This window comes from Aeromicrobium flavum (assembly GCF_007992115.1).
Taxonomy (GTDB): domain Bacteria; phylum Actinomycetota; class Actinomycetes; order Propionibacteriales; family Nocardioidaceae; genus Aeromicrobium; species Aeromicrobium flavum.
Window position 1 is genome coordinate 118,648 of the sequence record NZ_BJZQ01000003.1, and the last position, 20,419, is coordinate 139,066.

A 20,419-nucleotide genomic window follows, 5' to 3' on the forward strand; every position below is an offset into this window, starting at 1 on the left:
CGATGCGATCGGGAAATGGTCCTCCGCGAGTCTAGGTGGCGTGCAGTGACCGACCGGCGGTGACTGGCCGGGTCGTGCTTGACTGGCCTGCGTCGTTGGACGAGGCGTCGCGCGGAGGGAGGGTCGACACGGTGAGGTCGCGGATCGCGCACGTGCTCAGGACCGCGAGGATCCGATGGCGAGCCCCCTCCTCCCCGCCGTCGACCCCGCCGGCTGCTCGGAAGCAGGCCGCTCCGCGCGTGATCCGGTCGGTGCAGGGATCCTTCGACGATCGCGGGCGACTGGCCCTGCGCGGGATGCTGGCCGACGGATGGGCCCTCGAGGCGGTCGCGCTGCGGATCCGCGGGACGAAGCAGGTCACCCGGGTCGAGACCCCGGCTCGGGGATCGGTCGACGTCGTCGTCGAGCCGCCCGCCGAGATCCCGCGCGAGGCGTTCTCGATGGACGTCTTCCTGGACCTGGTCGACCCGGACGGCCAGGCCGTGCGGCGGCGACTGGCCGCCGACGGATCCGCACCGTCCACGGTGGCGTCCGGGACGGACTCGCTCGCGGGGCGTCCGGCCTGGTGGTACGCCACCCGTGACGCGGAGCTCTCGGTGCGCGTGGGGGTGGTGCAGCCCTCGCGGCTCCTGCTCGACGTCACCGACCTGCGGGCCGCCGCGAACGGCTTCGCCGTGAGTGCCGACCTGACCACCGTGGGGGCCGATGGAGCGCGCGCTGTCCTCGAGGCCACCTTGCGGAGCTCGGACTTCGTGACCCGCCTCCCGCTCGAGGTGGGCCCGCCCACCCGCGAGCCCACCTCGCAGCGGACCACGCACCGCGTCACCGCCACCGTGGACCTGGCCGCCCTGATGCATGCGGGCCTGCCGCACGACGAGCAGGCCCTCGACTTCGCGATCGTCGTGCCGGCGGACGACGGCACCGAGCTGCGCCGGGGGCTGAGCCTCGCCGACGACACCGAGCAGGTCCAGCGGCTGGCGCCGGTGGTGCAGACGACCGACGGCGTGACTCAGGTCCTCGTCCCGCAGCTGACCTTCAAGTCCAAGAACCTCCACTTCGCGCGCGAGCTCTTCACCGAGGACGCCTACCGGTACCTGACGCGACTGCGGCGCCTCGGCCCGCTGTGGACGCTCGTGCGGGCGTTCTCGAGCGTCTGGCTCGTGGGGGAGACGCCGTACAAGGCGCAGGACGCCGGGTTCCACCTCTTCCGGTGGATCCGCCGGCAGCACCCGCGCCGACGCGTCCACTACGTCATCGCCGCCGACAGCCCGGAGCGTGCCGCGGTCGAGGCGCTGGGCCGGGTCGTGACGATGCGCTCGCGCGAGCACATCCGCGCCTGCTTCCTCGCCCGCCGGTTCGCGACCTCCCACAAGGTCGACTTCATCCTGGCCACGAACGACCGGCGCGCGGTGCGGTGGATGCGCGGCAACCGCGTCTTCCTGCAGCACGGGGTGCTCGGCGCGAAGAACATGGTGGACACGTACGGGCGACTGTCCCCGGCGTTCCACACGGACTACTTCCACGTCAGCTCCCCGCGCGAGCGCGAGCTGATCGTCAACGACCTCCGCTACCGGCCGAGCCAGGTGCGGGTCACCGGTCTCAGCCGGTTCGACCGCCTGCTGGAGCCGGCGCAGGAGCCGCCCCGCGGGCTGCTCGTGGTCCCGACCTGGCGCGACTGGCTGAACCGGCCGGCGGCCTTCGCCGAGAGTGAGTTCCTCCACCGGTGGCGTGACTTCCTGACCTCTCGGCCCCTCCGCGAGGCGATCGCGGAGGGCCTCCCGGTCACCGTCATCCTGCATCCGAACATGCGCTTCTTCGGCGGGTCGCTGGCCGTCGAGGGGGTGACCGTCCTGGGGCAGGGGGACACCGACGTGCAGACCCTGATGCGCACGCACGAGGCGATGGTGACCGACTACTCGTCCGTCGGCTTCGACTTCGCGGCCCAGGGACGGCCGGTGTTCTACCACCAGTTCGACCGGCAGCAGTTCCTCGGGAAGCGGCCGTCGCACCTGGACCTCGACCTCGACCTGCCCGGCGAGGTCTTCCGGGAGGTCGACCCGCTCGCCCGGGCCGTGGTCGACTCCTGGCGCGACGGATTCCCCCAGAAGCCGGAGCACGCGCGACGCGCCGGGCGGTTCATCGCCCCGGCGCGCGGCTCCTACTGCGAGCAGGTGTACGACTCGGTCCGCACCGCCAGGTCGCCGTGGGTGCCCGTCCGCCGATGGCTCGACTCGGCTCACGGCCGGCGCGCCTACGTCCGCTTCCGCACGGGCCGCCTCTACCGACCGGCGATGAACGCGATCTCGACGGTGGGACGGCTGCTGCCGCGACGCGACCTCGTCGTCTTCGAGAGCGACACGGGCCGCGCCGCCGCCGACAGCCCGCGAGCGATCTACGACGAGCTCGTCGGCCGCGGGTCGCGGCTCGCGACGGTCTGGAGCACCCGCAGCACGTTCCGCCCGCTCGACGTCACGACGCGCAAGGTCGAGCCGGACTCGCCCGCCTTCCACTGGCACCTCGCGCGGGCGCGCTACTGGGTGAACAACCAGAACTTCGGGCCGATGGTCACCCCCGCGAGGCGGACGACCTACCTGCAGACCTGGCACGGCACGCCGCTCAAGCGCATGCAGTTCGACGCGGTGTCGACGACCGGTCGGGCCGAGGGCTACCTCGACCGGGTCGCGCGCAAGACCGGCACGTGGTCGGTCCTGCTCTCGCCGAGCCCGTACGCGACGGCGGCCTTCCGGTCGGCGTTCCGGTACGAGGGCCCCGTCCTCGAGGTCGGGTACCCCCGCAACGACCACCTCGCCGGCGACCCCGCCGCCCAGGGGGAGCTCGCGCGGCGGCGGCTGGGCATCGGCGCCGACCGTCACGTGATCCTCTACGCGCCGACGTTCCGTGACGACGTGAAGCAGGGCAGGCAGTTCGCGTGGGACGGAGCGATCGACTGGGAGGCGCTCGTGCCCGCCCTGTCCGACCGGACCGTCGTCCTGGTGCGCCGGCACAGCGTGGTGCGGGGATCGCTGAGGATCCCGCCCGAGCTCGAGGACCGGGTCGTCGACGTCTCGGACCACCCCGACGTGCAGGACCTGCTGTGCGCGGCCGACGTCCTCGTCACCGACTACTCCTCGGTGATGTTCGACTACGCCATCCTCGACCGTCCCATCGTGCTGTTCTGCTACGACCTGGAGCACTACCGCGACGACCTGCGCGGGTTCTACCTCGACCTCGAGGCCGAGGCGCCCGGACCCGTCGTGACCACCCAGGAGCAGCTCACCCAGGCGCTGGTACGGGCCGAGGACGGCACCGGGACGGACGAGTTCGCGCCGCGCCGCCGGGCGTTCCGCGAGCGGTTCGCCCCGCTCGACGACGGACGGGCGACGCAGCGGGTCGTGGACGAGGTCTTCGGCGTCGACGCCCGCTGAGAGTCAGCGCGGAGCGCCTGATGCCGAGCGCACGGCGCGAGCCGCGGCGCGCGCGACCTCCGGGGCCAGCGAGCGCGAGAAGGTCGCCGTGAGGTGCCCGTGGTCGAAGTACGCGATCTGGTCGTCGACGACGACCCGGCAGGTCTCGTCGTCGCAGAAGCGGTCGCTGACGTCGAGCACGGTGACCAGCCCGCTGTCGTCGGCGCGCCCGGCGGCGGCGAGCGGATCGGACTCCAGCGCCGCCGATCGCGGCCGGTCGCACGCGGTCAGGTCATCGGCGTTCAACGCGACGCAGTCGGGGACGTTGCCGGCGGCCGCGGGGGTGTCGCGGATGACCAGGACGGGGATGCCGCGGCTCGTCAGGCGGTCCAGGGTGTCGGCGTACGCCCGCTGTGCCACGTCCTGCGCGTCTTCCGGATCGACGTCCGCCAAGGGCATCGTGACGGTCCGGTTCGAGATCACGACCAGGCTCGGCCGGCTCGCGACGATCCGGCGGAGGTTCTCGGCGTTCCAGTCGCGGCAGCCGCGCGTCGCCGCCGGGTCGGGGAAGGCGATGTCCACGTCGACCGTGTAGCACTGCGAGGCCAGGTACGTGTCGAGGGTCCAGCCGCGGTCCTCGGCGACGGTGGCGAGCGCCGGCTGCCAGTGCCCGGCGTGGGAGTTGCCGATCAGGGCGACCCGGCGGTCGGAGTCCTCCGCGCCGTAGTGGCATACCGGGTGCGTCGTGAACGGTGCGCTCGCCCAGCAGTCGTCCGGGTAGACGGCGGGCTTGTCGTCGCGGGCCTCCACGGGGGTCATCGCCAGGCCGCTCGAGGAGGCGTCGTCCGGCGCCGCGGTCAGGGCCCAGGCGCTGCCGCAGCTCAGGACGGTGGCGACGGCGAGCATCGCGAACGTGGCGCGCTTGCGGGCCACGACGCGCGGGTGGAAGCGCAGCGGCTTCTCGACGAAGCGCACGGTGAGGCCGGCCAGCGCGACCGTGGCCACGAGGACGAAGGCGTCGGTGGCCCAGCTCTGGTCCGCGCCGAGCGCCAGCGGCGCGATGACGACGAGCGGCCAGTGCCACAGGTAGATCGGGTACGACCAGTCGCCGACGACCTGGACCGGTCGCCACCCCCAGGGGCCGCCTCGCTCGACGGCGGCCAGCAGCACGAGGGCGGCACCCAGCGTCGGGACCAGGGCCGCCGACCCCGGGAACGCGGTGTCGCGGTCGAAGCCGAAGACCGCGACGACCATGAGCGCCAGGCCGAGCAGCGCGACGGGTCCGCCCGCGCGCCCGAGGCCGAGGCCGCGGTGCACGGCCAGAGCGACGAGAGCGCCCAGGAGCAGCTCCCAGATGCGGGCGGGCGTGACGAAGTACGCGGCGCCCGGGTCGACGTCGGTCAGGTGGATGCTCCACGCCAGGGACGCGGCGAAGATCAGCGCGGTCACGACGGGCAGCCACGCGCGCCGCAGGGCGACGACCGCGGCGATGACCAGCGGCCAGAACAGGTAGAACTGCTCCTCGATGCTCAGCGACCAGTAGTGCTGGACCGGGGTGGGTGCGTTCTCGGCCGCGAGGTAGTCGGTGGCCGAGTCGGCCAGCACCCAGTTCTGCACGTACAGCGCCGACCCGGTGACCTGGCGGGCGATGTCCGCAAACTGGGTGGAGGGCAGCCACAGCCACGACGCGGCGGTGGTCGCGACGAGGACGATCGCGGCCGCGGGGATCAGCCGCCGGACCCGGCGCGCCCAGAAGCTCCCCAGGCCCGCGAGGCTGGTCGGCGGCTTCTGGACCAGGTGCAGCGTGATGAGGAAGCCCGAGATGACGAAGAAGACGTCGACGCCGACGTAGCCGCCGGGGACCCGCTCGGGCCACAGGTGGAACGCCACCACGACCGACACCGCCAGCGCCCGCAGGGCCTGGATGTCCGTGCGCACCGACGGGCCCTTCGGCTTCCGCCCGCGAGGGGAGGGTGCGGCCGCGGGCGGAGCGGTGCGCAGATTCTCGGACACGAGGACCGATTCTAGGCGGTCGGGCCTCGTGCCGGCGTCGCGCGGGCGGGCCGCGTCTAGGCTGCTCCGGTGCGGAAGCTGCTCACCGACGTGCGCCCCCTGAGGGCGTCCGCCGCCTACCGGCGGCTCTGGATCGGACAGGCCGTCTCCGGCTTCGGTCAGCAGATGTCGGTCGTCGCGATCGCGTGGGAGGTCTGGCTGCTCACCGAGTCGTCGTTCTCGGTCGGCCTCGTCGGGCTCGCGGGGCTGGTGCCGCTCGTGATCGGCGGGCTCTACGGCGGTGCCCTCGTCGACGCCTTCGACCGCCGCACGGTCGCCCTCCTGTCGGCGCTCGGGCTGTGGCTGTCGTCGATCGCGCTGGTGGCGCACAGCGTGGCGGGCCTGGAGTCGGTCGGGTTCCTCTACGGCGTCGTCGCCGTGCAGGCGCTGTTCTTCGCCGTGAACAACCCGGCGCGCGCCGCGATGCTGCCGCAGCTCCTGCCGGGCCACCTGCTCCCGGCCGCGAACGCGCTCGGCATGGCGGCGACCAACCTGTCGTTCACCGTCGGGCCGCTGCTCGGCGGCGCCCTCATCGCGTGGCGCGGCGTCGAGGCCGCGTACGTCGTCGACGTGCTGCTCTACGTGGCGGCGCTGTACTCGGTGCTACGGCTCCCGGCGCTCCCGCCGGCGACGCCGATGCCGGTGCCGGGGCTGAAGTCCGTCATCGACGGGCTGCGCTTCCTGCGCACCGCGCCGAACATCGCCATGTCCTTCGTCGTCGACCTGTGCGCGATGGTGTTCGCCCAGCCCCGCGCCCTGTTCCCGGCGCTGGCCGCCACCGTCTACGCCACCTCGAACGGCGCGGACGCGGGGGCCTCGTCCCTGGGCCTGCTCCAGGCGTCACCGGCGATCGGCTCGCTGGCGGCGTTCGTGGTGTCGGGCTGGGTCAGTCGCGTCCATCGTCACGGCATCGCCATCGTGGTGGCGATCGTGGTCTACGGCGCCAGCGTCGCCGCGGCGGGCTTCTCCGCGGTCGGACTCCCGGGCCTGCTGTGGCTGGCCGTCGCGTGCCTGGCGCTGTCCGGTGCCGCCGACATGATCAGCGCCGCCTACCGGTCGACGATCCTGCAGACCGCGGCACCCGACGAGATGCGCGGCCGGATGCAGGGCCTGTTCATCGTGGTCGTCGCCGGAGGTCCCCGGCTCGGCGACTTCGTCATCGGGTCGCTGGCCGAGCTCACGGGCGAGCCGTGGGCCATGGTCGTGGGCGGTGGCCTGTGCATCGCGGGCGTGCTGCTCTCGGTGACGCTGCGCCGCCGGTTCCTCACCTACGACGGGCGCCACCCGACGCCCTGACAGCGGGGTCAGCGGGCCCCGTGGGCGCCCATCAGCTCGAGCAGGCGGTCGTTGTAGGCGTTCGTGTAGTGGAACGGGCTGACGCCCCAGCGGTGCTCGCCCGCCGCGAGGAGCTCGCGGTCGGTGAACTCGTAGAACCCCTCCGGGCCGATGTCCTTCGCCGCGCGCTCGTACAGCCGGTCGAGGTACGCGTTGGCGGTGGCGATCCGCTCCGGCGTGAACACGGGCGGGAACTCGCCACCACCCTCGACCTCGCTCGCCCAGTAGGCGCGGTTGATCCGCAGGTCGTCCAGGCGGCCGAGGGCCGACAGCCGCTCCACGAGAGCGGTCCAGCCCTGCTCCCACAGGGCGAACGCGGCCGGGGTGGCGGTGCGGACGACCTCGTCGGCGGAGGCGTCGTAGCCGGAACTGTTGAACTCGGACGACCGGGTCGCGAGGGCGCCCTCCGCGTTCTGGACGACGTCGAACCGCTCGTCGATGAGGTCGTACACGAGCAGGTCGTAGCGGCCCTCCTCGAGGGCGCGGGGGAAGGCGTCCGTCAGGTCGAACTCGACCACCTTCCGCTGGAACGCCGAGCCGATCCGCGACAGGTCGACGCCGGTGAACGGCCGCGGGTCCATCGCGGACGCGAGGGCGCTGCGGGCGAAGTACTCCTCCAGCTCGATCGGCCACGGCTTCTGCTGGCACTCGAAGGCGTCACGGGTGACGCAGCTGCCGAGGATCATGACGCGCATCGAAGGAGTGTAGGCGCTCCGGCCCGGTCCGTGGGTCACGGCGCGACGAGCAGTCGCTCCTCGATCAGCGCCCGGGCCGAGGCCAGGCTCAGCGGCCCGTGGCCGAGGGCCTCGTCGACGATCCGGAGCTCGTGCCTGCCCTCACGCGGGACGTCCTCCTGTCGGCACACCCACTCGTGGAGCTCGAGCTGGTCGCGATAGCTGTGGTCCAGGACGTTGCTGACGATCACATAGGGAGGCACGCGACCAGCCGCGAGGAAGCGTGCTTCGACGCTCACCTGGTGGGGATGGCGGGTGCGATGGCTCTCGAGGTCGTCGCCCAGGATGTGGGTCTCGACCGCGACCTTCGCGCTGCCCAGCCAGCGGGCGAAGTCGATTTGCGGCACCTCGGCGATGGCGGTGGTGCGCGGTAGCGCCGCCGCCAGGGCCAGCGCCCCGAACCCGCCCAGCGACGAGCCGTACGCCACGACGCGGTCGACCTGGAGCCGGTCGACGATCGGGGTGATCGCCGCCGCGATCGCCGTGATCACGTCGGCCTCGGCATGCATGTACCAGGCTCCGCGCAGCGACTCGTGGCTGCCCATGGCCGGGTCGGCGATCGCCATGACGTGCGCGTGCGGGAAGTGGTCGGCCCACTGCCAGCGCGCGTACGCCGGGTGGCGGTGGGCGGTGTCGCCGCCCACGGCGCTCGGCATCAGCACGAGCAGGGTGCTCGCCGAGTCGCGCTCGACGAACCGGGTGTGCAGCGGCAGTCCGTCGATGCCGATGTCGATCTGGGAGTCGATCATGCGGGTGCACCGGGCACGGAAGCACGCCGTGCGTCGTCGGACAGGGGGAGAGCACCCATGCGGAATCCTGGTACGTCTGGAGAGGTCGGGGGATGACGCCCGGTGGGCATCGGCACCCATGCTCGCACAGGCGCGTCGTGGTCAGGACGGTGTCGGGCCCGAAGAGTCCGGGGTCTCGGCCAGGAGCGCCGCCAGGCTCGAGTTTGGACGGTGGCCGGACACGAAGTCGCGCACCTGTGCCCACGTCGCCCGGTCGGATCGCTCGTCCTGCGGACCCTCGCCGTCGGACGGCGCGGAGAGGAGCGCGGCGATGCGTGACGAGGCGGTGTCCCAGAGCTCCGTCGATCCGAACCCGGGAGCGAACTGGACGGCGACGTGGAGCAGCGCCAGGGCGCCGCGCAGGGTGTCGTCGTCCATCAGCCGCTCAACGTCCCGGAACAGGGCCGCGAGGACGTCGCGGAGGTGGTCCAGGTCGTCGACGCCGTGGTGGCGGCTCGCCTTGAGGTACAGCAGGGTCGCGATGACGCGCGCGGCCGGCGCGTGGGCGTCGGCCTCGGTGAGCTCGACGAGGCTCACCATCGCCCGCCGGGCGTCCGTGAGAGCCTCCTCGTCACCCGCGAGGGCTCGCTCCGCGAGCTGGCCCACGGTGTCGAGCGGGGTCTCGTTCGCGTCGGTCCCGTCGTCGAGCGGCGCGGACGGCGAGGCGGTGAACGGGTCGACCTCGGTGGCCAGGGCGGCCGCGGCCGCGAGGAGGGGCGTGGTGTCGCGGGCGATGGTCAGGAGGTCGACGTCCGAGGTCGAGCTGAGGGCGGCGAGGAGCTGCCGGAGCACGGCCTTCGGGGGCGGGGCATGGCCCTGGCCCCAGTGGGAGACGACCGTCACGAGGTGGTCACCGATCTCGCTGACGACCTCCTCCTCCAGGCGCTCCAGGTCGACCTCGGGATCGAGCACGGTCAGCATCGGGGCGAGGTGCGTCCGGAAGTGCCAGTCGGTGCGCTCCTGCAGGACGATCGCCGTCCCGCGGAACTCCGTCGTCGTGCTCGCGTGGGTGAGGTTGAAGCCGCGGACGTTCGTGAAGGCGAACCCCGGGACGAAGCCGGCGACGCGCCGGAACGTGTCGACCGGCTCCGGTGCGTACCGATCGACGTTGGTCTGGGGGTTCCACACCAGCGCCACGCACGTGTCGATGTCGCGGGCCACACGCAGGGCTGCGTAACCGCCTCCGGAGCCGCCCCACGCGACCACCCGGGGCGCGTTCGACACGCGGGCGAGGTGGTCGACGACGGCGACCGTGACCGGGTGGACGCCCAGCCACGCCGGCCCGATGTGCCAGCCGAGGGTCACGGTGTCGTCGAGGCTCAGGACGGGGTCCGAGAGGACGAAGAGCGAGGCGTCCAGGTCCGACGACACGCCGAGACCAGTGATCACGGGCAGGTCGTTCTCGCGCCGCGGCGCGTTGCCGTGGAAGTGCGCGACCAGCGGCGTGCCGGGCCGGACCCGGACGTAGAACTCGTAGGTCAGGGTGCCTGTCTCGCTGGTCAGCTCGAAGGCGTGCACCCCGTCCTTCGGGGCGTCGTTCGCCAGGAACGACTCGAGGTCGGGCCAGACGTAGGTGTGGCTGCCCCAGTGGGAGTCGCGGAACGCGGTGGCCGGGGGGTGGATCGCAGCGTCGCTTCCCGTCGTCACGAGGTCACGCTCCACCGTGGTCCGCCGGACGGTCGTCGGAGCGGCGGGGCTCGAAGTCGGCGATCCGCTCGCCGACGCCCAGCAGCTGGGCGATCGCCGCCACGGAGCGCGCGGACGCCTTCCCGTCGCCGTACGGGTTGACGGCGTTGGCCATCGCCGCGTAGGCCTTGGGGTCCTCGAGCAGGTGGTTGGCCTCGAACACGATGCGGTCGTAGTCGGTGCCGACGAGCCGCACGGTGCCGGCGTCCACCGCCTCGGGGCGCTCGGTGTTCTCGCGCATGACGAGCACCGGCTTGCCGAGGCTGGGAGCCTCCTCCTGCACGCCGCCGGAGTCGGTCAGCACGATGCGCGCGGCAGCCATGACCTTCGTAAACTCCGCATAGGGCAGCGGCTCGGTGACGATGACGTTGTCGAGGCCGGCCAGGTGCGGCAGCACCGCCTCGCGCACGATCGGATTGCGGTGCACGGGAAGGATGACGATGTGGTCCGGGTGCTGCTTCGCGATGTCCGCGAGGGCCCGGCCGATGGCTTCCATGCTGTCGCCGATGTTCTCGCGCCGGTGGGTGGTGGCGAGGATGATCGGGCGTCCGCTCCCGACCGCCTCCGCGACGGCCGGATCGCTCGGGACGGTGTCCCAGGTGGAGGCCTCGAGCAGCGCGTCGATGACGGTGTTCCCGGTGACGACGATCGTCGACGGGTCGACCGACTCGTGGAAGAGGTTGTCGCGCGAGCCGCTCGTGGGGGCGAGGTGCAGCTTCGCCACCTGGCTGATGAGCTTGCGGTTCGCCTCCTCGGGGAAGGGCGAGTCGATGTTGCCGGTGCGGAGCCCGGCCTCGAGGTGCACGACCGTCACCTGGCGGTTGAAGGCGGCGATCGCGGCGGCCATGGCCGTCGAGGTGTCGCCCTGCACGATCACGACGTCGGGCTGCTCCTCGACGATCAGCTCGTCGATGCCGGCGATCGCGCGCGAGACGATGGCGTTGAGGGCCTGGCCCGGCTTCATCAGGTCGAGGTCGTGCTTGGGGGTGATGCCGAACATGGCGTTCACCTGGTCGAGCATCTCGCGGTGCTGGCCCGTGACGACGGGGACCGACTCGAACCGCTCGTCCTGGTCGAGCGCCTCGATGACGGTGGCCACCTTGATCGCCTCCGGTCGCGTGCCGTAGACGGTCATCACCTTGTGCTGGGGCATGTTGCTCCGATCGATCGGTCGGTGGGTCCGCCGCAGGGGCGGAGGGGATGCGCTCGCGGGGTGCAGCGTCGTCCGTGCGCCCTCGCCGGGGGCCGCGCAGGATGCCGCGACGGCCGAGCCCTCAGGAGATCCCCGCGGGGTGCGAATGACGGAACGAGGCTCGGAGGCATCCCCTCCATGATCCCACAGGTCGGAGGGGGCGCCGTCCCGCGCCGCGGGCCGGTCAGCCGCCGAAGGTCGCGAGGTCGATCTGGATCCAGACCTGCTCGGCTCGGCCGACGAGCTCGCCCTCGGGCGTGTAGAGCGCCGTGCCGGTGAGGAACTTGCGTCCGTCGCGCTGCGCGAGCTGCCCGACGGCGTGATAGGTCCGGCCGACGACCGGCGCGGCGTAGACCTCGGCGGTCATCGTCCCCAGCACCATCGGCTGCGCCGAGAAGTCCGCGGCCCAGCCGCCCGGGCAGTCCAGCGCGGCCCACGCCACGGGTGTCCCGACCGTGCCGTCCGGCTCGCCGAACGCCTCGTGCACCTGCCACGGTGCCGCCGTCAGGTCGTCGCCGACCGGCCCGCTGAAGATCCGCAGGCCGTCGCCGTCGCCGCGCGCGGTGCCGCACGTGAAGCACTGGTCGAACGGGTGCGTCGTGAAGCCGGGGTACGCCGCCAGCCCGGCGCGGACGGTCTCGGCGTCCACGAACGGAGGGGCCTCACGGGTGAAGGATCCCGACGTGGCCGTGCCGACGACGGCCCCGCCGTGGGTGAGCAGGCGCGTCTCGTCGGCGTCGTGCTCCCAGGCCAGCGGGGTGTCGAGCGGCGGGGGCATGCGCAGTCGCGACGTCGCCGGTCCCTCGTGGCCCTGCCCCAGGCGGGAGGCGGCGACCAGGCCGCACACCCATCCGCCGTTGCCGGAGTCGGGCGGGCCGTTGAACTGATGGGGGATCGTGACCATGAGCCGACGCTATCCTCACATCGCGTCGTGCCGGCGCAGGGCCTCGAGGCGCTCCTGCGCGTGGTCGACCAGCGGCGGGGGATAGTCGGCGGGCGGGTCGTCCAGGGTCCACGGCTCGTGCACCTTCGGGCCCTCGACGCCGCGCAGCTCGGGCACCCAGCGCCGGATGTACGTCCCGTCCGGGTCCAGACGGCGGCCCTGGCCCACGGGGTTGAAGACGCGAAAGTACGGCGCGGCGTCGGTGCCGCAGCCCGCGACCCACTGCCAGCCGTGCTGGTTGTTGGCCAGGTCGGCGTCGACGAGTCGCTCGAGGAACCAGCGCGCGCCGTGCGTCCACTCCAGGTGCAGGTCCTTGACCAGGAAGGAGGCGACGGCCATGCGCAGCCGGTTGTGCATCCAGCCCTGCGCGAGCAGCTGCCGCATCCCGGCATCGATGAACGGGAACCCGGTGCGGCCCTGCTTCCAGGCCTCGAAGTCGCCGGCGGGCTCGTCGTACTGCATCCGCTCGTAGGCGCGGTGGTAGTAGCCGTACGCCGAGTCGGGGCGCTCGTGCAGGATGTCGGCGTAGAACTCGCGGAAGGCCAACTGGCGCTCGTAGGCGCGGGCCCCGTCGGACGATCGCTGCGCCAGGTCGGCCAGCAGCGTGCGCGGGTGGACGGTGCCCCACTTCAGGTGCACCGACATCCGTGACGTGGTGTCGAGGTCGGGCCGGTCGCGCTCCTCGGCGTAGTCGTCGACGTGGTCGCCGAGCCAGGCGCGCCAGTGCTCGAGGGCCGCCACCTCCCCGGCGGCCGGGAGGTCGACGCCGTCGGGGGCGTCCGTGGAGGGGAGGGGCGCCGACGCGCCGGGCCGGACCCACGGCACGGTCGTCGGGTCGACGGGCCGCAGCGGCCGCTCGGCGCCGTGACCCTGCCACGCCCTGAACCACGGGGTGAAGACCTTGTACCCGGTGCCGTCGCCCTTGCGGACCGTCCCGGGGGCCACCGCGTAGCCCGACCCCGAGGCCACGAGCGGCACGTCGAGCGCCTCGGCGACCTTCGCGTCGCGGCGCATCGCGTACGGCGTGTGACCGGCGGTGACGTGCACGCTGTCGGCCCCGGTCTCGCGCACGATCCGCGGCACCTCGACCTCCGGGCGTCCCCGCACGACGTGCAGGCCGCCGATGCGGTCGTCGAAGTCGGCCAGCAGGCGGGCGAGGTGGGCGCCGCGGACGGCCAGGGCGTCGAGGTCGAAGTGGTCGTCCAGGACGAAGAGCGGGACGACGCCGTCGGACCCGGCGGCGACGGCGGCCCGCAGCGCCGGGTGGTCGTGGAGGCGCAGGTCGGCGCGGAACCACATCAGCGCGACGGACATGCGTGCATCCTCTCCCGCCCGGCAGCGGCCCGCAGGTCGACGGCCCTGACCTTGGTCGCCGCATGGAACAATGGCCGCGTGAGCGAGCTCATCGACACCACCGAGATGTACCTGAGGACCATCTTCGAGCTGGAGGAGGAGGGGATCATCCCGCTGCGCGCGCGGATCGCCGAACGCCTCCACCAGAGTGGCCCGACGGTCAGCCAGACGGTGGCGCGCATGGAGCGCGACGGCCTGCTGACGGTCGAGGGCGACCGCCACCTCGAGCTGTCCGAGCGCGGCCGGTCGCTGGCCATCCGCGTGATGCGCAAGCACCGCCTGGCCGAGCGCCTGCTCACCGACGTCATCGGGCTCGAGATCGAGTACGTGCACGAAGAGGCCTGTCGCTGGGAGCACGTCATGTCCGAGCAGGTCGAGAAGCGCCTCGTCGCGCTGCTGGGCCACCCCACCGAGTCGCCGTACGGCAACCCGATCCCGGGCCTGGGCGAGCTGGGCGAGGACGAGATCCCCGCCGAGTTCCTCGACGGGGTCGAGTCCCTGCTGACCGCGTCCGTCGGCGACGAGCCGGTCCGCGTCGTGGTGCGCCGCATCGCCGAGGAGCTGCAGAAGGACACCGAGGTCATGTCGGTGCTGCGCCGCGTCGGCGCGCTGCCCGGCAACGACGTGCTCGTGTCCCGCGGCCACGACGGGCTCGTCGTCGCGCGCCAGTCCGAGACCGCCGAGATCGACGCCGAGGCCGCCGCTCACATCTTCGTCTCCCGCTGAGGCCTCCGATGGCCCCGGCTGCGCCGACCCCGGCGGACGGTTGGTCCGGGGCTGGCAGGATGGCGCCATGACCTTCGGTGCGCGCGTGCGTGGCTGGTTCCAACGCACGGGCTCGGAGGCACTGGGCTGGATCCTCGTCGTGCTGGGCGTCTTCATGCTCGTGCTGCCCGGACCGGGGCTGCTGGGCATGTTCGCCGGCATCGCGCTGCTGGCCAAGCACTACACGTGGGCCGACCGGCTGGTCGAGCCGCTCGAGGAGAAGGCGGTCGAGGCCGCCCGCTACGGCGTCGCCACGATCCCGCGGATCATCGTCAGCGTCCTGGGCATCGTCTGGGTCGCGGCCGTCGGGCTGGTCTGGTTCCTGTCGCCCGAGATCCCCGAGTTCGAGATCCTCGGCGTCGGCTTCGGTCCGGAGCTGCCCGCCGCGGGCTGGGTCGGCGCCGTGGGCATCTGGTTCTCCGACCTGATCGCCGTCGTCCTGCTGGTCTACAGCATCCGTCGCTGGCGCTGACCGCTCACGACCCCGCACTACGGTGGGGCGATGAGCACCACCATCGATCCGGCCTCCGTCGAGCTGGGCCTCGACACCTTCGGCGACGTCACCGCGGGCCCCGACGGGTCGCCCGATCATCACGCCGTCGTGCTGCGCCGCGTCGTCGAGCAGGCCGTGCTGGCCGACCAGGTGGGCCTGAGCTTCATCGGCCTGGGCGAGCACCACCGCGACGACTTCGCGATCACCGCCCCCGACGTCGTGCTGGCCGCGATCGCGTCGCGGACCGAGCACATCCGGCTGGGGTCAGCCGTCACGGTGCTGAGCTCGGACGACCCCATCCGCGTGTTCGAGCGGTTCTCCACGGTGGACGCGCTGTCGAACGGCCGCGCCGAGGTCATCCTGGGGCGCGGCTCGTTCACCGAGTCCTTCCCGCTGTTCGGCTTCGACCTGGCCGACTACGAGCGCCTCTTCGCCGAGAAGCTCGACCTGTTCACCCAGCTGCTGACCGAGCAGCCGGTGACGTGGAGCGGGACGATCCGCCCGCCGCTGCGCGACCAGCGGGTGTACCCGCCCACCGAGTCCGGCCGGCTGAAGGTCTGGATCGGCGTCGGCGGGACCCCGCAGTCGGTCGTGCGGGCCGCGCACCACCGGCTGCCGCTCATGCTGGCGATCATCGGCGGCCCGCCGGCCCAGTTCGTGCCGTTGGCGCGGTACTACCGCGACCTGCTGGCTGCCGAGGGCGTCGAGCCGCTGCCCGTCGGGATGCACTCGCCCGGGCACGTGGCCGACACCGACGAGCAGGCGCGCGACGAGCTGTTCCCGCACTTCCAGGCCCAGCGCGACCGCATCGGTCGCGAGCGGGGCTGGCCGCCCACCACGCGCCTGCAGTTCGAGCGTGATGCGAGCCCCGAGGGCGCGCTGTACGTCGGCTCGCCCGAGACGGTCGCCCGGAAGATCGCCACGAACCTGCAGCTGCTGGGCGTGAGCCGCTTCGACCTGAAGTACGCGAACGGCGCGATGCCGCACGACCAGCTGATGCGCTCCGTCGAGCTCTACGGCTCGCGGGTCGCCCCGCTCGTGCGCGACATGCTGGGCTGATCGTCATGGAGGTCATCCAGCTCGCTGTCCTGGTCGTGGTCGCGATCGTCACGGCGTCGGCCGTCGCGCCCCGGATCGGCACCGCGGCCCCGTTGCTGTTGCTGGCCGTCGGGCTCGTCGTGAGCCTGTTGCCGGTCACGCCCGAGTTCGTCCTCGACCCCGAGCTGATCCTCGCGGGGCTGCTGCCGCCGTTGCTCTACTCCGCCGCCGTCAACATGCCGACGATGGACTTCCGCCGCGACTTCCGCACGATCAGCGGCCTGTCGGTGCTCCTCGTGGTGGTCAGCTCGCTGGTGCTGGGCGGCGTCTTCGTGGTGCTGATCGACGGGATTGACTACCCGATGGCGGTCGCCCTCGGTGCGATCGTCAGCCCGACCGACGCCGTCGCCACGTCGATCGCGCGACGGATGGGCGTCCCGTCGCGCGTCGTGACGGTGCTGGAGGGCGAGAGCCTGCTGAACGACGCGACCGCGCTGGTGCTGCTGCGCACGGCCGTGGCCGCGGCGGGCGCCAGCGTCAGCGTGGCCGGGGTCCTGGGCCAGTTCGCCTGGGCCGTCGTCGGCGCCGTGGGCATCGGCTGGGTGGTCGGGACGGTCGTGCTGCGCATCCGCGCCCGGATCGAGGACGAGGCGGTGACGACCGCGATCTCCTTCGCGGTGCCGTTCCTGGCCTTCCTGCCCGCCGAGCACCTGGAGGCCTCCGGACTCGTGGCGGCCGTGACCGCGGGCCTCGTGACCGGACACGGGCAGGCCCGGCACCTCGGGCCCAAGCAGCGGCTGTCGGACCACCAGAACTGGCGCACCATCGAGGTCCTGCTCGAGGGCGTGGTCTTCCTCGTGATGGGGCTGGAGCTCCGGGCGCTGGTCGAGGACGTCGAGCGGGCACCGGGCGGGGGAGTGCTGCAGGCCGCGGCCCTGGCGGTGGCGGCCCTCGCGGTCGCGCTGACGATCCGCGCCGTGTACACCGCCGCGATCATCCTCATGGAGCGTCGCCGCGAGCGGCGCTCGCCGCAGGTCCGTGAGGCGGTCGACGACTGGCAGGCGAAGGTCGAGAAGAGCCGGCACCCCCGCGCGCCGCAGATCCGCCGGCGCCTGCGCCGGGTGTCGGCCGACATCGACTTCTACGACGCCTCCCGCTTCGGGCGGCGCCAGGGCGCGGTCCTGGTCTGGGCGGGCATGCGGGGCGTCGTCACCCTCGCGGCAGCGCAGACGCTGCCGACCGAGACCGAGAACCGCTCGTTGCTCGTCCTCGTGGCGTTCTTCGTGGCGCTGACCTCGCTGGTCGTGCAGGGCGGCACCCTGGGAGCCGTGGTGCGGTTCCTCGGGCTCGCCGGTCGCGACGAGGACGGGGGCGAGGAGTGGAACCGACTGGACGCGCGCATGCTCGACGCGGCCCGGGACGTGTTGCGGGAGGCCGACCTCTCGCCCGAGCTGGCGCGCCTGCGCGACCGGGTCGTCGAGAAGGCGCAGGACGACATGAACGACCGCGGCGCCATCAGCGACCTGCGGCTGCAGATCATCGCGAAGCAGCGTCAGGTCCTGCTCCACGAGCGGGCCGAGGGAACGTTCAGCAGCACCTCGCTGCGCCGCATGCTGGCCAAGCTCGACGCCGACCAGCTGGCGATCGAGATCCGGCGCCTCGACGACTGACCGGATCGACGTGAGGCCGGTCACGTGGGGTGCGGTGAGTGGGGCAGGTTACTCAGGAGGAACTTGTGTTTTCTGTGAGGCGCGTGTGACGGTTGTGCCAGACGTGATGCAGAGGCCGTCCTCCTCTCCCGAGGCGCGGTCGAACATCACGGGGGGTGTCTGCACCCTTGGCGCACCGCTCTTCCCCCGAGGCGGTGCGCAGGTGCCGCGCCGGAGGTCCCGTTCCCCATGGGCGCTCCGGCGCGGCATTCATCCCCTTCCGCGGCTCAGGACTCGCGGCCGAGCCCGGCCTCGCGGGCGCGGATGATCGCCTCGGCGCGGTCGGCGGCGTGCAGCTTGGCGTAGATCGTCGAGACGGCGTTGCGCACGGTCTTGTTCGAGACGAAGAGCTCGGCCGCGATGGCGTCGTTGCTGCGACCGGCGGCCAGCAGGTCCAGCACGGCGCGCTCGCGCTCCGACAGCTCCGGGAACGGGTGGTCGGGGCGGTGGCGGGCCCGGCCCGCGAACAGGCCGGCGACGCGAGCCGCCACGGACGCTCCGAAGACCATCCCGCCCGCGGCCGTGGCGACGATCGCCCGATGGACCTCGGTGGCGTCGGCGCCCTTCAGCAGGTAGCCGGAGGCTCCCGCGCGCAGGGCGCTGAGAATCGTGTCGTCGTCCTCGTTCATGGTCAGCATGAGGACCCGCACGTCCCGGTGGCGCCCGGTGATGTGCCGCGTGGCCTCGATGCCGTCCAGGGTGGGCATCTGGATGTCCATCACCACGACGTCGGGCGGATCATCCTGCACCACGTGGATCGCCTCGCGCCCGTCGCCGGCCGTGCCGGTCACCTCGATGCCGCCGAGGGCGCCGAGCAGGGCGACGAGCCCGTCCCGCAGGATCTGGTGGTCGTCCACGACGACGACGCGCACGGGGTCGGTCACGGGGTCATCCTCTCGTGCAGGGGGAGCCGTGCGGTGACGATCGTCCCGCCGCCCTCGGGGCAGCGCAGCTCGACCGTGCCCCCGAGTTCGGCGGCGCGCTCGCGCAGCGACACCAGCCCGACGCCCGACTGCGCGTCGGGAGCGATGCCCACGCCGTCGTCCTCGACCTCCACGACGAGCGTGCCGTGACCGCCGGTCAGGGTGACCGCGCAGGTGCGGGCGTGGGCGTGGCGCAGCGTGTTGTTGAGGGCCTCGGAGGCGATGCGGTAGGCCGCCACCTCGACGGCGGCGGGCAGGGCGCCGTCGATCCGGGCCGTCACCCGCACGTCGACCTCGGCATCGGCGTGCTCCGCCAGCTGGGTCAGCGCACCGACGAGGCCGCGGTCGTCCAGGGCCGGCGGGCGCAGGTCGTGGACGAGGCGCCGGACGTCCTTGATGATCTCCTGCACCACCTCGCGGGTCTCGGTGAGCTGCTCGTCCGCCGACCCGGGGTCGGTCGGCACGGTGAGCCGGGCCGACTCCAGCCGGAACACCACGGCCGACAGCGAGGGGCCGAGCCCGTCGTGCAGGTCGCGCCGGATCCGGCGCCGCTCCTCCTCGCGCGCCAGCACCAGCCCCTCGCGGCTGCGCTGCAGTTCGTCACCGAGCTGGCTGGCCCGGATGGCGGCCGCAGCCTGGCGCACGACATCGGCCAGCAGGATCTCGTCCCGATCGGTGAGGTGGTTGCGCACGCCGCGGGCGGGCAGGGTGAGCCGGCCGATCGTGCGCGAACGGTAGGCGATGGGGAACGACCGCACGTCGGCGGGACGGTCGCCGCGCGAGGCGACGAGCCGCTCGCCGGCCGACCGGTCGACCTCGACCTGCACGAACGACAGCCCGAACGCCGTCGAGACCGCCTCGACGACAGCGGCCAGCTGGGCGCCGTCGTCATCGGTGCTCTCGAGGGTGGACGCCAGGCTCGCGACGACGGAGTACGGATCGCGGCGCTCGCCGAGCACCAGCTCGCGCACCCACGCCTCGATGCGCAGCCGCAGGGGTCCGTAGAGGACCGCAGCGAGCAGCAGCACGAGCAGCACGACCTGGCGCTGTCCGAACGCGTCGCCGAGGGTGGCCGAGATGATCGCCAGGGCCAGCAGGTCGACCAGGACGATGGCGACGCTGATGCCGCCGTAGACCAAGGTGCGGACCAGCAGTGTCTCGACCGAGACGATGTCGGGGCGGACGATCGCCACGACCATGGCGATCGGACCGACCAGGAGTGCGGCTCCCAGGAACAGGTTGTCGAGCGCGGGGGTGTCGACCAACGCGCTCGTGGCGATCAGCAGCACCATCACGAGGACGGCCCACGCCAGCCAGCGCATCCGCTCCCGCTCGCGATCGCGCGAGGCGCGGTGGCGCGCCACCACGGTCGCCAGGGCGACGACGAAGCCGCTCACCCCCAGCACCCAGGACAGGGTCACGACGTGCTCGGCGACGGGGCGCAGGGCCGCGATCGAGGTGGGGTCGGGGTCGGCGCCGGGGGTGAGTTCGGCCAGGTCGGCGTCGATCTCGGGATGGACGCTCGGCGCCACGATGAACAGGAACAGGCCCGCCGCCATCAGGGCGAGGCTCGTCCACCCGGCGACCCGCAGTCGCCCGCGGGGGAGGCCGTCGGGGAACAGCAGCAGCACGCCACCGGCGGCCATCGGCAGCACCGCGGTGAAGCGGAACAGGAACCACAGCACCCAGGTCAGTCCCGGCACGTTCTCCTGCTCGACCAGGGCGAACCGGACGTACGACTGCGCGAGGCCGTCGAGGACCCACAGCATGCCCAAGCCCACCAGCGCCCAGCCGATGGGATGGCGTCGGCGCTGCCACAGCACGACGACCCCCAGTGCGATCTGCGGGAGGCCCATGGCGGCGTACGACCAGCCCGGGTCGGCGGTCCACGCCGGAAGGGCGGCGCCGCCCACGTGCAGGTCCAGCGTCACGGCCACCGCGAGCAGCACCGTGCCGAGGCCGAGCAGGCCCAGCCCGCCGACCGGGAGCCGCGTGGAGGTCATG

Annotated in this window: 15 protein-coding genes; 6 read left to right on the forward strand and 9 right to left on the reverse strand. The window is 72.8% G+C overall.

What is annotated here, in order from left to right; all coding sequences use genetic code 11:
* Nucleotides 1-251: 251 nt before the first annotated feature.
* Nucleotides 252-3,425, forward strand: coding sequence for a CDP-glycerol glycerophosphotransferase family protein (locus tag AFL01nite_RS05065; protein ID WP_146826086.1), 3,174 nt, complete (start codon nt 252-254; stop codon nt 3,423-3,425).
* 3 nt (nt 3,426-3,428) lie between these two features.
* On the opposite strand, the gene AFL01nite_RS05070 is transcribed toward AFL01nite_RS05065, so the two are convergent.
* Nucleotides 3,429-5,417, reverse strand: coding sequence for an acyltransferase family protein (locus tag AFL01nite_RS05070; RefSeq protein WP_146826087.1), 1,989 nt, complete (start codon nt 5,415-5,417; stop codon nt 3,429-3,431).
* Nucleotides 5,418-5,486: 69 nt separating this feature from the next.
* Here AFL01nite_RS05070 and AFL01nite_RS05075 point away from each other — a divergent pair, with 69 nt between their 5' ends.
* Nucleotides 5,487-6,752, forward strand: coding sequence for an MFS transporter (locus AFL01nite_RS05075; RefSeq protein WP_222593395.1), 1,266 nt, complete (start codon nt 5,487-5,489; stop codon nt 6,750-6,752).
* A gap of 8 nt (nt 6,753-6,760) precedes the next feature.
* On the opposite strand, the gene AFL01nite_RS05080 is transcribed toward AFL01nite_RS05075, so the two are convergent.
* The 6 genes from AFL01nite_RS05080 to AFL01nite_RS05105 all read right to left on the reverse strand — a co-directional run bounded on the left by AFL01nite_RS05080 (nt 6,761) and on the right by AFL01nite_RS05105 (nt 13,448).
* Nucleotides 6,761-7,486, reverse strand: coding sequence for a DUF6270 domain-containing protein (locus AFL01nite_RS05080; RefSeq protein WP_146826088.1), 726 nt, complete (start codon nt 7,484-7,486; stop codon nt 6,761-6,763).
* Nucleotides 7,487-7,521: 35 nt separating this feature from the next.
* Nucleotides 7,522-8,274 (reverse strand): hypothetical protein, encoded by a 753-nt coding sequence (locus AFL01nite_RS05085; protein WP_146826089.1) that lies wholly within the window; start codon nt 8,272-8,274, stop codon nt 7,522-7,524.
* A gap of 141 nt (nt 8,275-8,415) precedes the next feature.
* On the reverse strand, nt 8,416-9,960 hold the full coding sequence (locus tag AFL01nite_RS05090; protein ID WP_146826091.1) for a hypothetical protein: 1,545 nt from the start codon (nt 9,958-9,960) through the stop codon (nt 8,416-8,418).
* Nucleotides 9,961-9,964: 4 nt separating this feature from the next.
* Nucleotides 9,965-11,152 carry a non-hydrolyzing UDP-N-acetylglucosamine 2-epimerase gene (wecB, locus tag AFL01nite_RS05095; protein WP_146826093.1) on the reverse strand — a complete coding sequence of 396 codons (1,188 nt, stop codon included), beginning with the start codon at nt 11,150-11,152 and terminating at the stop codon, nt 9,965-9,967.
* A 223-nt stretch (nt 11,153-11,375) separates the two neighbouring features.
* The gene (locus AFL01nite_RS05100) at nt 11,376-12,095 is read right to left on the reverse strand and encodes a hypothetical protein (RefSeq protein WP_146826095.1); all 720 of its coding nucleotides are present in this window, start codon (nt 12,093-12,095) and stop codon (nt 11,376-11,378) included.
* A 15-nt stretch (nt 12,096-12,110) separates the two neighbouring features.
* Nucleotides 12,111-13,448, reverse strand: a complete 1,338-nt coding sequence (locus AFL01nite_RS05105) for a cryptochrome/photolyase family protein (RefSeq protein ID WP_146826097.1) — start codon at nt 13,446-13,448, stop codon at nt 12,111-12,113.
* 78 nt (nt 13,449-13,526) lie between these two features.
* Between AFL01nite_RS05105 and AFL01nite_RS05110 the strand changes: the two genes are divergently transcribed.
* The 4 genes from AFL01nite_RS05110 (at nt 13,527) to AFL01nite_RS05125 (ending at nt 17,453) form a co-directional block, all read left to right on the forward strand.
* Nucleotides 13,527-14,213, forward strand: a complete 687-nt coding sequence (locus tag AFL01nite_RS05110; protein WP_146826099.1) for an iron-dependent transcriptional repressor DtxR — start codon at nt 13,527-13,529, stop codon at nt 14,211-14,213.
* A 67-nt stretch (nt 14,214-14,280) separates the two neighbouring features.
* Nucleotides 14,281-14,724: a PGPGW domain-containing protein gene (locus tag AFL01nite_RS05115; RefSeq protein WP_146826101.1), complete on the forward strand. Its 444-nt coding sequence runs from the start codon at nt 14,281-14,283 to the stop codon at nt 14,722-14,724.
* Nucleotides 14,725-14,754: 30 nt separating this feature from the next.
* Nucleotides 14,755-15,804 (forward strand): LLM class flavin-dependent oxidoreductase, encoded by a 1,050-nt coding sequence (locus tag AFL01nite_RS05120; RefSeq protein ID WP_146826103.1) that lies wholly within the window; start codon nt 14,755-14,757, stop codon nt 15,802-15,804.
* Nucleotides 15,805-15,809: 5 nt separating this feature from the next.
* Nucleotides 15,810-17,453, forward strand: coding sequence for a cation:proton antiporter (locus AFL01nite_RS05125; RefSeq protein ID WP_146826105.1), 1,644 nt, complete (start codon nt 15,810-15,812; stop codon nt 17,451-17,453).
* 266 nt (nt 17,454-17,719) lie between these two features.
* Here the strand turns inward: AFL01nite_RS05125 and AFL01nite_RS05130 are convergent, their stop codons facing one another.
* Nucleotides 17,720-18,376, reverse strand: a complete 657-nt coding sequence (locus AFL01nite_RS05130; protein ID WP_186813820.1) for a response regulator transcription factor — start codon at nt 18,374-18,376, stop codon at nt 17,720-17,722.
* Nucleotides 18,373-20,418, reverse strand: a complete 2,046-nt coding sequence (locus tag AFL01nite_RS05135) for a sensor histidine kinase (protein WP_146826107.1) — start codon at nt 20,416-20,418, stop codon at nt 18,373-18,375. Before AFL01nite_RS05135 ends, AFL01nite_RS05130 begins: the two co-directional genes overlap by 4 nt.
* Between the last annotated feature and the right edge of the window lies 1 nt (nt 20,419).